This window comes from Escherichia sp. KTE172 (assembly GCF_000408845.1).
GTDB lineage: Bacteria > Pseudomonadota > Gammaproteobacteria > Enterobacterales > Enterobacteriaceae > Escherichia > Escherichia coli.
On the sequence record NZ_KE137316.1, the window covers coordinates 5,009,204 to 5,021,664 of the forward strand.

General features: G+C 48.5%; 14 protein-coding genes and 1 tRNA gene. 10 read left to right on the forward strand and 5 right to left on the reverse strand.

Annotated elements, in window-relative coordinates; all coding sequences use genetic code 11:
- Positions 1-518: 518 nt before the first annotated feature.
- The 5 genes from efeU (at position 519) to G434_RS0126295 (ending at position 6,498) form a co-directional block, all read left to right on the forward strand.
- Positions 519-1,349, forward strand: a complete 831-nt coding sequence (gene efeU, locus G434_RS00795; protein WP_000497935.1) for an iron uptake transporter permease EfeU — start codon at positions 519-521, stop codon at positions 1,347-1,349.
- Between the two features lie 57 nt (positions 1,350-1,406).
- A complete protein-coding gene (gene efeO, locus G434_RS00790) occupies positions 1,407-2,534 on the forward strand; it encodes an iron uptake system protein EfeO (protein WP_000154391.1) in 1,128 nt (375 codons plus the stop codon).
- A 5-nt stretch (positions 2,535-2,539) separates the two neighbouring features.
- Entirely contained in the window at positions 2,540-3,811 is a 1,272-nt protein-coding gene (gene efeB, locus G434_RS00785) for an iron uptake transporter deferrochelatase/peroxidase subunit (RefSeq protein ID WP_001199143.1), read from the forward strand.
- A gap of 625 nt (positions 3,812-4,436) precedes the next feature.
- On the forward strand, positions 4,437-5,225 hold the full coding sequence (phoH, locus tag G434_RS0126290) for a phosphate starvation-inducible protein PhoH (RefSeq protein WP_000533533.1): 789 nt from the start codon (positions 4,437-4,439) through the stop codon (positions 5,223-5,225).
- A gap of 586 nt (positions 5,226-5,811) precedes the next feature.
- Positions 5,812-6,498, forward strand: coding sequence for a DUF2726 domain-containing protein (locus G434_RS0126295; RefSeq protein ID WP_001305896.1), 687 nt, complete (start codon positions 5,812-5,814; stop codon positions 6,496-6,498).
- 93 nt (positions 6,499-6,591) lie between these two features.
- Here G434_RS0126295 and G434_RS00780 read toward each other — a convergent pair.
- Positions 6,592-6,679: transfer RNA gene (locus tag G434_RS00780), tRNA-Ser, on the reverse strand.
- A 233-nt stretch (positions 6,680-6,912) separates the two neighbouring features.
- Between G434_RS00780 and ghrA the strand changes: the two genes are divergently transcribed.
- From ghrA to G434_RS00760, 4 genes are all read left to right on the forward strand, one after another.
- Complete coding sequence (gene ghrA / locus G434_RS00775) at positions 6,913-7,851, forward strand: glyoxylate/hydroxypyruvate reductase GhrA (RefSeq protein ID WP_000351283.1); 939 nt, start codon at positions 6,913-6,915, stop codon at positions 7,849-7,851.
- Positions 7,852-7,905: 54 nt separating this feature from the next.
- Positions 7,906-8,643, forward strand: a complete 738-nt coding sequence (gene ycdX / locus G434_RS00770) for a zinc-binding phosphatase (RefSeq protein WP_000283664.1) — start codon at positions 7,906-7,908, stop codon at positions 8,641-8,643.
- A 23-nt stretch (positions 8,644-8,666) separates the two neighbouring features.
- Positions 8,667-9,221, forward strand: a complete 555-nt coding sequence (gene ycdY / locus G434_RS00765; protein ID WP_001001909.1) for a molecular chaperone YcdY — start codon at positions 8,667-8,669, stop codon at positions 9,219-9,221.
- Positions 9,222-9,322: 101 nt separating this feature from the next.
- Positions 9,323-9,814 carry a DUF1097 domain-containing protein gene (locus G434_RS00760; protein WP_001309402.1) on the forward strand — a complete coding sequence of 164 codons (492 nt, stop codon included), beginning with the start codon at positions 9,323-9,325 and terminating at the stop codon, positions 9,812-9,814.
- A 63-nt stretch (positions 9,815-9,877) separates the two neighbouring features.
- On the opposite strand, the gene csgG is transcribed toward G434_RS00760, so the two are convergent.
- From csgG to csgD, 4 genes are read right to left on the reverse strand one after another with little or no spacing between them, the layout of a single operon-like run.
- Positions 9,878-10,711, reverse strand: a complete 834-nt coding sequence (csgG, locus tag G434_RS00755; protein WP_001189321.1) for a curli production assembly/transport protein CsgG — start codon at positions 10,709-10,711, stop codon at positions 9,878-9,880.
- 26 nt (positions 10,712-10,737) lie between these two features.
- Positions 10,738-11,154 carry a curli production assembly/transport protein CsgF gene (gene csgF, locus G434_RS00750; protein ID WP_001264096.1) on the reverse strand — a complete coding sequence of 139 codons (417 nt, stop codon included), beginning with the start codon at positions 11,152-11,154 and terminating at the stop codon, positions 10,738-10,740.
- Between the two features lie 24 nt (positions 11,155-11,178).
- On the reverse strand, positions 11,179-11,568 hold the full coding sequence (gene csgE, locus G434_RS00745; RefSeq protein WP_000833288.1) for a curli production assembly/transport protein CsgE: 390 nt from the start codon (positions 11,566-11,568) through the stop codon (positions 11,179-11,181).
- 4 nt (positions 11,569-11,572) lie between these two features.
- Positions 11,573-12,223: a biofilm master transcriptional regulator CsgD gene (gene csgD, locus G434_RS00740; protein ID WP_000481500.1), complete on the reverse strand. Its 651-nt coding sequence runs from the start codon at positions 12,221-12,223 to the stop codon at positions 11,573-11,575.
- 137 nt (positions 12,224-12,360) lie between these two features.
- Between csgD and G434_RS28690 the strand changes: the two genes are divergently transcribed.
- Positions 12,361-12,461: IS1 family transposase (locus G434_RS28690; RefSeq protein ID WP_001413871.1), on the forward strand; the 101-nt coding region annotated here is incomplete at its 3' end.

Sequence of the window (12,461 nt, forward strand, 5' to 3'; positions counted from 1 at the left end):
GTTTTATCGTGATGTAGAATTGTATATAGCATTAGCCATAAAATGATATCACTGGAAATATAATAAGGAGGATTATAATTTTTGGGGTTAATTACGCACTATCAAAAATCGCTCATTCCAGGCTTAAATACACGTTTTCTCCTGTTTAGGTTGGGGCGAAAAATTCGATGAGGAGATTAGGTATAATTTTATTCACAACCTTATCACTATCTATTAATAAGCAAAAAACAACGTTCTTTTGTGAAACGACAAAATGAAAATTCAACCCTTCGGGTCACGCTGCAGCGAGTTTGTCGCCACCAACATTCGTGCAAGCTTCATCTGCCGGGCGAAAAGTCAGCTAAATACCTTAAAATAATCGCTTTTATCTCCTGATTTGAACTCCTCGTTTTTACATTCCAACATCATTTTATAAACATTCCGCTTGTATTTTTCTTTACCGTAATGATAATCGCTATCACTGCGATTTACTTTTCTTTGCATAGATTGACTCAGAAAAACGTTTAAGGGTGGGTGGCATGTTTGTTCCGTTTCTCATTATGTTGCGCGAAGGACTTGAAGCCGCGCTGATTGTCAGTTTGATTGCCAGCTATCTTAAGCGTACCCAGCGAGGCCGATGGATTGGTGTGATGTGGATTGGCGTGCTGTTTGCCGCTGCGTTGTGCCTGGGCTTGGGTATCTTCATTAACGAAACCACCGGCGAATTTCCGCAAAAAGAACAGGAACTGTTTGAAGGTATCGTGGCGGTGATCGCCGTGGTGATCCTTACCTGGATGGTTTTCTGGATGCGCAAAGTGTCGCGCAACGTCAAAGTGCAACTGGAACAGGCAGTCGATAGCGCATTGCAGCGTGGAAATCATCATGGCTGGGCGCTGGTGATGATGGTCTTTTTTGCCGTTGCAAGGGAAGGGCTGGAGTCGGTCTTTTTCCTGCTGGCGGCATTTCAACAAGATGTCGGGATCTGGCCGCCGCTGGGTGCAATGCTCGGTCTTGCTACAGCCGTGGTGCTCGGCTTCCTGCTCTACTGGGGCGGTATTCGCCTCAATCTTGGTGCATTTTTTAAATGGACCAGCCTGTTTATTCTCTTCGTCGCCGCAGGGCTGGCAGCTGGTGCTATTCGCGCATTTCATGAAGCCGGATTGTGGAACCACTTTCAGGAAATCGCCTTCGATATGAGTGCGGTGCTGTCAACTCACTCGCTGTTTGGCACGCTGATGGAAGGGATTTTTGGCTATCAGGAAGCGCCAAGTGTCAGCGAAGTCGCCGTCTGGTTTATTTATCTCATCCCGGCGCTGGTGGCATTTGCCCTGCCACCACGCGCAGGGGCGACAGCGTCTCGCTCCGCGTAGCAAATACGACGCAAACTCTTGCTTAGTTACAACATACTTTAAAGGGATAGTCTCGTCATGACCATTAACTTCCGCCGTAACGCATTGCAGTTGAGCGTGGCTGCGCTGTTTTCTTCTGCTTTTATGGCTAACGCCGCTGATGTGCCGCAGGTCAAAGTGACCGTGACGGATAAGCAGTGCGAACCGATGACCATTACGGTTAACGCCGGGAAAACACAGTTCATTATTCAGAACCACAGCCAGAAGGCGCTGGAGTGGGAGATCCTCAAAGGCGTGATGGTGGTGGAAGAGCGGGAAAATATCGCCCCTGGTTTTAGCCAGAAAATGACGGCGAATTTACAGCCTGGTGAATACGATATGACCTGCGGTCTGCTGACTAACCCGAAAGGGAAGTTGATCGTCAAAGGTGAAGCAACGGCGGATGCGGCGCAAAGTGATGCGCTGTTAAGTCTTGGTGATGCAATTACTGCATATAAAGCGTATGTCATGGCGGAAACCACGCAGCTGGTGACCGACACCAAAGCCTTTACCGACGCTATTAAAGCAGGCGATATCGAAAAAGCAAAAGCACTGTATGCGCCGACGCGCCAGCACTATGAGCGCATTGAACCGATTGCTGAACTGTTCTCCGATCTGGATGGCAGCATTGACGCCCGTGAAGATGATTACGAGCAAAAAGCCGCCGATCCGAAATTCACTGGTTTCCACCGTCTGGAAAAAGCATTGTTTGGCGACAACACCACCAAAGGAATGGATCAGTACGCTGACCAGCTTTATAGCGATGTGGTCGATTTGCAAAAACGCATCAGTGAACTGGCTTTCCCTCCGTCAAAAGTGGTCGGCGGCGCAGCCGGACTGATTGAGGAAGTGGCAGCCAGCAAAATCAGCGGTGAAGAAGATCGCTACAGCCACACCGATCTGTGGGATTTTCAGGCTAACGTTGAAGGCTCGCAGAAAATTGTCGATCTGCTGCGTCCACAACTGCAAAAAGCCAACCCGGAACTGTTGGCAAAAGTCGATGCCAACTTCAAAAAGGTCGATACCATTCTGGCGAAATACCGTACTAAAGGCGGTTTTGAAACCTACGACAAATTGACCGATGCCGACCGTAACGCACTGAAAGGGCCGATTACTGCGCTGGCGGAAGATCTGGCGCAACTTCGCGGTGTGCTGGGACTGGATTAAGTGTTATGCAGTATGAAGATGAAAACGGCGTGAATGAACCGTCACGCCGACGTTTACTGAAAGGAATTGGCGCGCTGGCGCTGGCAGGAAGTTGTCCGGTCGCTCATGCACAAAAAACGCAAAGTGCACCGGGGACGCTTTCACCGGATGCACGCAATGAGAAGCAGCCTTTTTATGGTGAGCATCAGGCAGGGATACTGACGCCACAACAGGCTGCAATGATGCTGGTGGCGTTTGATGTGCTTGCCAGCGATAAAGCCGATCTTGAACGGTTGTTTCGCTTATTGACTCAGCGTTTTGCTTTTCTGACTCAGGGCGGAGCGGCACCAGAAACGCCAAATCCGCGCCTGCCACCACTCGATTCCGGCATTCTTGGCGGCTACATTGCGCCCGATAATCTCACCATAACGTTATCGGTGGGCCACTCATTGTTTGATGAGCGCTTTGGCCTTGCGCCACAGATGCCGAAAAAGTTGCAGAAGATGACGCGTTTCCCCAACGACTCGCTAGATGCAGCGTTATGTCATGGTGATGTGTTGCTACAAATTTGCGCCAACACCCAGGATACGGTGATCCATGCGCTGCGCGATATCATCAAACACACGCCGGATTTGCTCAGTGTGCGCTGGAAGCGGGAAGGGTTTATTTCCGATCACGCGGCGCGTAGTAAAGGCAAAGAGACGCCGATAAATTTGCTGGGTTTCAAAGACGGCACTGCCAATCCCGATAGCCAGAATGATAAGTTGATGCAACAAGTGGTGTGGGTGACGGCAGATCAGCAGGAGCCTGCGTGGGCTATCGGCGGCAGCTACCAGGCGGTGCGGTTGATTCAGTTTCGGGTGGAATTTTGGGACAGAACGCCGCTGAAAGAACAGCAGACGATATTTGGGCGTGATAAGCAAACCGGCGCGCCGCTGGGAATGCAGCATGAGCATGATGTGCCTGATTACGCCAGCGATCCGGAGGGGAAGGTGATCGCGCTGGACAGCCATATCCGGCTGGCGAATCCCCGCACGGCGGAGAGTGAGTCCAGCCTGATGCTGCGTCGTGGCTACAGTTATTCACTGGGCGTCACCAACTCCGGACAACTGGATATGGGGCTACTGTTTGTCTGCTATCAACACGATCTGGAAAAAGGCTTCCTGACAGTACAAAAAAGGCTCAATGGCGAAGCGCTGGAGGAATACGTTAAACCTATCGGCGGCGGTTATTTTTTTGCGCTGCCGGGGGTGAAGGACACGAACGATTATCTCGGAAGCGCGTTATTGCGGGTTTAATGTTTTCAGGCGGATAAGGCGTTCGTGCCGCACCAGGCGTTCGTGCGCTGATGCGACGCATGCGCGTCTTATCATGCCTACAATCGGTGCGGGTCGGTAGGCCGGATAAGGCGTTCACGCCGCATCCGGCAAGCTTTTACCAGCCCTGCGAATCCTGCTGAAAGCACACAGTTTTTTTATCACTGTCATCACTCTGTCATCTTTCCAGTAGAAACTAATGTCACTGAAATGATGTTTTATAGTTAAATATAAGTGAATATAATGTTGCAATGAATGCGAGATCTGTTGTAATTATTAAGTAGCAGCGGAAGTTCCCGGCAGTGATAGTCAGTCACTATGGAGATCGCGGATGGTAACGTCCTGTAGTGGACATGTTTTAGATAATCAACGCGCCACCACTCGCGGAGATTTCTCCTCCGGTAGTCATCTCGTCACTTTGCATTTTCAACCTCATCCTTTCTTTTCTTGTGTTACCGACGCCGTAAACGGTGCGCGTAGCCGTTTTTCGGCATTTTATCCAAAAGCAAACTATGGCTTACAAGGAAGCCAACCCTCTGATGTTCGTGCGCATAATCGCGCTGCCAACGGCGCGTGTGATGAATACAAACAACTCAAGGTGCTCTCCATGGGAAGACAAAAAGCAGTGATCAAAGCTCGTCGCGAGGCAAAACGTGTGCTGAGACGGGATTCGCGCAGCCATAAGCAGCGTGAAGAAGAATCGGTCACCTCGCTTGTGCAGATGAGCGGCGTAGAAGCCATTGGTATGGCCCGCGACAGTCGCGATACCTCGCCCATCCTCGCGCGAAATGAAGCGCAATTGCACTATCTGAAGGCTATTGAGAGTAAGCAGCTGATATTCGCCACGGGCGAAGCCGGGTGCGGAAAAACCTGGATCAGCGCAGCAAAAGCGGCAGAGGCCCTGATACATAAGGATGTCGACAGGATTATCGTCACCCGTCCAGTTCTGCAAGCCGATGAAGATCTTGGCTTCTTACCTGGAGATATCGCAGAAAAGTTTGCTCCCTATTTTCGTCCGGTCTACGACGTGCTGGTCCGGCGCTTAGGGGCTTCTTTTATGCAGTACTGCCTGCGACCGGAAATAGGGAAGGTGGAAATTGCGCCGTTCGCCTATATGCGTGGACGTACCTTTGAAAATGCAGTCGTCATTCTTGACGAGGCGCAGAATGTGACTGCCGCGCAAATGAAAATGTTTTTAACCCGCCTCGGGGAGAACGTGACGGTTATCGTCAACGGTGATATCACGCAATGCGATTTGCCTCGCGGCGTGTGCTCCGGATTAAGTGACGCGCTGGAACGTTTCGAAGAAGATGAAATGGTCGGCATCGTCCGATTCGGTAAAGAGGATTGCGTACGTTCGGCACTTTGCCAACGTACGCTACATGCATACAGTTAAGTGTATTATCGGCGCAGAGCCCGGGCGAACCGGGCTTTGTTTTATTTCATTAACAGCAAAGACTTTCACTTCAGGTTAACGTTCAGGGGGGCGACTTTGAGCGTGTTGATAAGCTGAAATGAATTCTGGTTTAGATACTCTTACCAGGCATTTTTCGTCATAGCACCCGACCAGTGTAATGCCGCCAGCGCGGAGAGTTTTTCTTCCAGAAGCCCAAAAAGCGAGTATCTGCCTATCTTTTTCCAGCCATTCAACCTGTACAGGAGGTCTGGTGCCAATTTTGCGTATGAGGTTTAATCAACAATGGGCCAAAATTTGACTGACTGATTAACACCGAATATATTCTCCTGATTTTTTTTAGGGATAATATTAAAAATATAAGGTTAATCTTAATTAATTTTTTGGCTAATATTGTGTGTTGTTATTTTTTGTGGACGGCAAGCCGCAATGGCAAAATAGGGATGGTTGTAATAATCAAAACATGATACTAACTATATATAGATCGTTGAATTGTTGGCATGTAACTCGCTACAGCGAGTAGCGTTAGTAATGAAATATAATCAACATGGATAGGTGAAGATTAATTATGAGCTTTATGGTTTTTGTAACTTGTTTGACAATTGCATTTGTCGCCGGTTTTGCTGTTGCCAGAAAATTGACACTCCGAAAAGTTGCCTCATCGGTAATCATCACTAAATCGCAACCAGTCCCTTCCTCTGCAACTTCCCCTGCTGCTAAGGCGTCGACAAGGAGCTATACACCGCAGAAAACCTATCGTGACTCTCGTTGGCAAGAACGAGATGAGTTATTTCAGGGAATGGTTGCCGAAGGTATTTTATTGGAAGGAAAAGAGTGGTTAATTACGCGTTGTGAAAAAATCTATTTTGATAATCTGGAGAAATGGTTTGGACATTATTGTCATATCCATTGCCAGGTCTCTCTGGGGCGCTTGATCAACTTTCCAGAACAACCCGAGTTTAGCGAAGAAGAAAGAAAGCGTTTCTTTGCAATTTATAATGGAATGGCAATGGATTATGTTCTGGTTTCAAAGAAGAACAACAAAATAGTCTGTGTTATTGAGCTGGATGATCCGAGTCATGAAAGGGCAGATCGCATTATTCGTGACCGTTGGTTGAATACGATTATGACTATTGCACGGGTGCCTTTTGTACGAGCTTCTGTCACTAAATTGGATGAAATCCCTCCGGTCTGGGATACCCGTGACAAAATTCGCCCATTAGCCGTGGCGACAAAGGGTGAACCGTTGCATTAACTAATGTACCCCGGTCGGGGCTTCTCATCCCCCCGGTGTGTGCAATATACGAAAAAAAAAGCCCGTACCTCCGTACGAGCTCTTCTTTAAAGATGGCGGTGAGGGGGGGATTCGAACCCCCGATACGTTGCCGTATACACACTTTCCAGGCGTGCTCCTTCAGCCACTCGGACACCTCACCAAATTGTCGTTCCTGTCTTGCTGGAACGGGCGCTAATTTAGGGAAATCATGACCTGAGGTCAACAAACTTTTTTAAAAAATCGCGCGTTTATTCAAACTTCAATCAATATGCAGTTTTAATAAGCGAAATCTGCTTTTTTTGCCACCGACCACGGATTTGTTATGCTGGTGGTCTTTGTAGATCATAACGATAAGTGCGAATAAATTTCGCGCAACGCTTTTCGGGAGTCTGTATGGATATCATCTTTTATCACCCAACGTTCGATACCCAATGGTGGATTGAGGCACTGCGCAAAGCTATTCCTCAGGCAAGAGTCAGAGCATGGAAAAGCGGAGATAATGACCCTGCTGATTATGCTTTAGTCTGGCATCCTCCAGTTGAAATGCTGGCAGGGCGCGATCTTAAAGCGGTGTTCGCACTCGGGGCCGGTGTTGATTCTATTTTGAGCAAGCTAAAGGCACACCCTGAAATGCTGAAGCCTTCTGTTCCACTTTTTCGGCTGGAAGATACCGGTATGGGCGAGCAAATGCAGGAATATGCTGTCAGTCAGGTGCTGCATTGGTTTCGACGTTTTGACGATTATCGCATCCAGCAAAATAGTTCGCATTGGCAACCGTTGCCTGAATATCATCGGGAAGATTTTACCATCGGCATTTTGGGCGCAGGCGTACTGGGCAGTAAAGTTGCACAGAGTCTGCAAACCTGGCGCTTTCCGCTGCGTTGCTGGAGTCGAACCCGTAAATCGTGGTCTGGCGTGCAAAGCTTTGCCGGACGGGAAGAACTTTCTGCATTTCTGAGCCAATGCCGGGTATTGATTAATTTGTTACCGAATACCCCTGAAACCGTCGGCATTATTAATCAACAATTAATCGAAAAATTACCGGATGGCGCGTATCTCCTCAACCTGGCGCGTGGTGTTCATGTCGTGGAAGATGACCTGCTCGCGGCGCTGGATAGCGGCAAAGTTAAAGGTGCAATGCTGGATGTTTTTAATCGCGAACCCTTACCGCCGGAAAGTCCGCTCTGGCTACATCCTCGCGTGGCGATAACACCACATGTCGCCGCAATTACCCGTCCCGCTGAAGCTGTGGAGTACATTTCTCGCACCATTGCCCAGCTCGAAAAAGGGGAGAGGGTCTGCGGGCAAGTCGACCGCGCACGCGGCTACTAATAAAGCATCAGGTTTCCTGCTATCCTTGGCGGGAATTGAATACAGGAGAGAGTTATGTATCCCGTCGACCTTCATATGCATACCGTTGCCAGCACGCATGCATATAGCACATTGAGTGATTACATTGCCCAGGCCAAACAAAAGGGCATTAAACTTTTTGCGATCACCGATCATGGCCCGGATATGGAAGATGCGCCGCATCACTGGCACTTCATTAACATGCGTATCTGGCCGCGAGTGGTTGATGGGGTTGGGATCCTGCGCGGCATCGAAGCTAACATTAAAAATGTTGACGGTGAAATTGACTGCAGTGGCAAAATGTTTGATTCGCTGGATCTGATTATTGCCGGTTTTCATGAGCCGGTGTTTGCGCCGCATGACAAAGCGACTAATACGCAAGCGATGATCGCCACTATCGCCAGCGGCAATGTGCATATAATAAGCCATCCCGGAAATCCGAAATATGAAATAGATGTTAAAGCCGTTGCTGAAGCAGCTGCGAAACATCAGGTGGCGCTGGAAATCAATAATTCCTCATTTTTACACTCACGTAAGGGCAGTGAAGACAACTGTCGTGCGGTAGCCGCAGCGGTACGTGACGCTGGAGGTTGGGTGGCATTAGGTTCGGATTCTCACACCGCGTTTACCATGGGTGAATTTGAAGAGTGTCTTAAAATCCTCGACGCGGTAGATTTTCCGCCAGAGCGCATTTTGAATGTTTCTCCGCGCCGCTTACTGAACTTCCTTGAATCTCGCGGTATGGCACCGATTGCGGAATTTGCAGACCTTTAATTACTAGTAATGGAAATATATTAATGAACGAGTTTTCTATCCTCTGTCGTGTGCTGGGTTCGCTCTATTACCGCCAACCGCAAGATCCTTTACTGGTGCCGCTGTTTACCCTGATTCGTGAGGGGAAACTGGCTGCGAACTGGCCACTGGAGCAGGATGAGTTACTGACGCGTTTACAGAAAAGCTGTGATATGGCGCAAGTCTCTGCCGATTACAATGCGTTGTTTATCGGCGATGAATGTGCTGTGCCGCCATATCGTAGCGCATGGGTTGAGGGCGCGACGGAAGCGGAAGTGCGCGCTTTTCTTTCCGAACGGGGGATGCCATTAGCGGATACGCCAGCCGATCACATCGGCACATTGCTGCTCGCGGCTTCCTGGCTGGAAGATCAGTCAACGGAAGATGAGAGCGAAGCACTGGAAACACTGTTCAGTGAGTATCTGTTACCCTGGTGTGGTGCGTTCCTTGGCAAAGTGGAGGCCCATGCAACTACGCCTTTCTGGCGCACCATGGCACCGCTAACCCGCGATGCTATTAGTGCAATGTGGGACGAGCTGGAAGAAGATTCTGAAGAGTAAATGTGATCTGCATCACTCATAACTGCAACAGATAATTTGTTGTTGCATAAAATGTGTGCTCGATCTCATTCATGGCCGCGTTTTCTGCTATCATGCGCGGCATGAACATACTTCTCTCTATTGCAATCACAACAGGCATTCTCTCCGGTATCTGGGGATGGGTGGCTGTTTCCCTGGGCTTACTAAGCTGGGCGGGCTTCCTGGGCTGTACGGCCTACTTTGCCTGCCCGCAAGGTGGGCTGAAAGGGCTGGCGATCTCCGCTGCAACCCTGCTTAGTGGCGTGGTGTGGGCGATGGTCATTATTTACGGTAGTGCACTGGCACCACATCTGGAAATTCTCGGTTATGTCATAACCGGTATTGTCGCGTTTCTGATGTGTATTCAGGCGAAACAGCTGCTGCTTTCATTTGTTCCGGGGACGTTTATAGGCGCATGCGCGACGTTTGCCGGGCAGGGTGACTGGAAACTGGTGTTACCTTCGCTGGCGCTTGGACTGGTATTTGGTTACGCAATGAAAAACAGCGGCCTGTGGCTGGCGGCGCGTAGTACGAAGACCGCTCACCGTGAGCAGCAAATCAAAAATAAAGCGTGACGGGCACTCACGCTTTCGCTTAAACAGTAAAATGCCGGATGATAATTCCGGCATTTTTATCTATCAGGATTCCGGTGGAACCGACATATGGCGGTATTTCACCAGAATGTCATTCTGCCGTTCTGCTTTATTTTGCAAATCCCACAGACCACGGTCGATACCATCATTAATCAGGAAAATGACCCCTGTTTCGATAGCCGACATCAGGCACAGCATCACGGGTTCGTTCGAGGTGTAACCCACTTCCCCTTCCAGCAAGCGCTGATAGTCAATAAAGCGGAAAACCCCGGCCTGAACTTCATAGGAAAGTATCGTCTTACTGGTGTTCACCGAGGAGAGGATCTCACCGGTACTCACATTGACGACGCGCAGGTTCACGGCAATCTGATCGAGCTGGTATTGCGTGTCGGCACCGATCCCAAAATATCTTGCCCCAACACCGCCCGATTTAACGTTGCTTTCATAACCGATAATCGAACCTTCAACCATGATATTTGCCGCCGTTAAAGATTGCAGCGGGATTCGGTTATTAATGGCAACCGTGCCGTTTTCTTGTGCCGCACGAATAATCTTGCGCTCGTTAAGCAGGTTTTGTAAGCCCTGGCGCTCCAGCGGTATAAACCAGCGAGAATCTTTCAATGCCGTGACCAGCATTGCCGTGGCGCTTTGCGGAACAGCAGTGGAGAAGTTACTTGCCGGGTAAGGTTTAAATTGCCCGGTTTCGTCCTGAATGTTGTATACCGAAACAAAGATCTTACCCGTCGGCGCTGGCAGATGGGTCAAATCTTTGTAGCTCTGAGCACGAGGCATTAATGTCGGTCTGGCGGCTTCTTTAGGCGGGGCGGTTAAGCATCCGCTCAGTAACATGACGGCAACCAAAAGAAATAAGCGCTGCATGATTATTTTCCTTATGAAGCTGGGGCTTAAAAATCGGTTGAGTTATTTTGTAAACCCGAAACCTGGATGGTCGAGGTTTGTCCGGTTTTACGATCTGTCACGTTCAACTGCAATTGACCATCGCGGTTAGCAATATCAACAATATAATCGTTGGTCACCATGCGGCCCGGTTTACCGGTATTAATATTCGACAGTAGCCCACCTAAAATTTGTGACTGGATGGCCTGAGTAAAGTTATCTAACGCTGAGGGTGTTTCAATACCATAGTCATCGTTATAGCTCGGATCTTTATACGAGTTTTGTGCCTGGGCGCTATTTAATAAAAAAGCGCCATTATTTGGGTTACCACCAAAGTTTGGATTACGGAACTGAAAAGTCATGGTTCCAGCCCAACTTAATGGCGAAATAAGCATGAGTAGAACTACTGCATGTTTGACACGCATTGCAGCCTCCGAACAATTTTTTATTTAGAATTCATCATGCGCCAAATCGCCCGTACTTAATAACGCCTGATTTATCTGGCGACGATTTAGTGCTTCTTCAGTTTGAATCAGTGCAAAGACGACAGTTTTTTCGAAGTCTCTTTTCAACGGGAATAAAAAAGTCTGGAAAATAACGTCCTGATTGACCGTTATAGTGATCCAGCTTCCCCATCGTGCACTGGGCCTTTCATTAATCGTTAAGTTACCCGTATAGTCACTTTCCCATTTATCACTAAAGGCTCGGTAAAAATCATGGCCAATAGATGAAACAGTATGGTCAGTTAACAATCCCGGGACTTCTACCTCAACGGCGTGAAGATTCCCTGCGGCGAACAGAAATTCTGCCGCCACAATCCAGCGTAAATAACGTTTCATGGCTTTATCGCCTGAGGTTATCGTTTGCCCAGGAAACCGCTTGTGTCCGGTTTTTTACGGCTATCTTCTTGAAAAGATTATAAAGATGCGTTTTAACCGTATTTTCGCTGATGAACAACGAACGAGCGATCTCGTTATTAGACGCGCCGATACGCAGCTTATTCAGGATCTCTTTTTCCCGATGAGTAAGGAGGGCTGATTCCGTGCTGTTATAACGATAGTTACCTGAATGCGTAATCAGGTAACTGGCAAGCTTTTGCGTAAAGTAGCATTCGCCGCGCAGGACGCCTTGCAACCCATTGACAACACGTTCTTGATCCTCCATGGCATAAAAAACGCCGTTGATATGAGGCCAGTTTTCAATGTCGCGGTACGGGTAATCTTCAGGCGTATTTAGCAACAATATTTTGATATTGTTGTTTTTCCTGCTCAAAGTATCCTGCCAATAATGGATAAGCTTTTTATCCGCTTCCATCATATCCAGAAGAATAATAGAGCCTGAAGATATATCGTCCAGAGAACGTTGAATATTATGTAATTTTCCTGTAATTGCCAGCGATTGTTTAAGGTGCTGCAAGAGAGCTGTCGCCTGCAAAGAAGGTTTGGTGATCAACAATAATGTATGACCATGAATACTATGGACTTCATTAAACATGATGAAACCCCGCTTTTTTTATTGATCGCACACCTGACAGCTGCCTCTAAAATAGAAGCACCAGAAGTACTGACAGATGTTGGGTGATGCTGCCAACTTACTGATTTAGTGTATGATGGTGTTTTTGAGGTGCTCCAGTGGCTTCTGTTTCTATCAGCTGTCCCTCCTGTTCAGCTACTGACGGGGTGGTGCGTAACGGCAAAAGCACCGCCGGACATCAGCGCTATCTCTGCTCTCA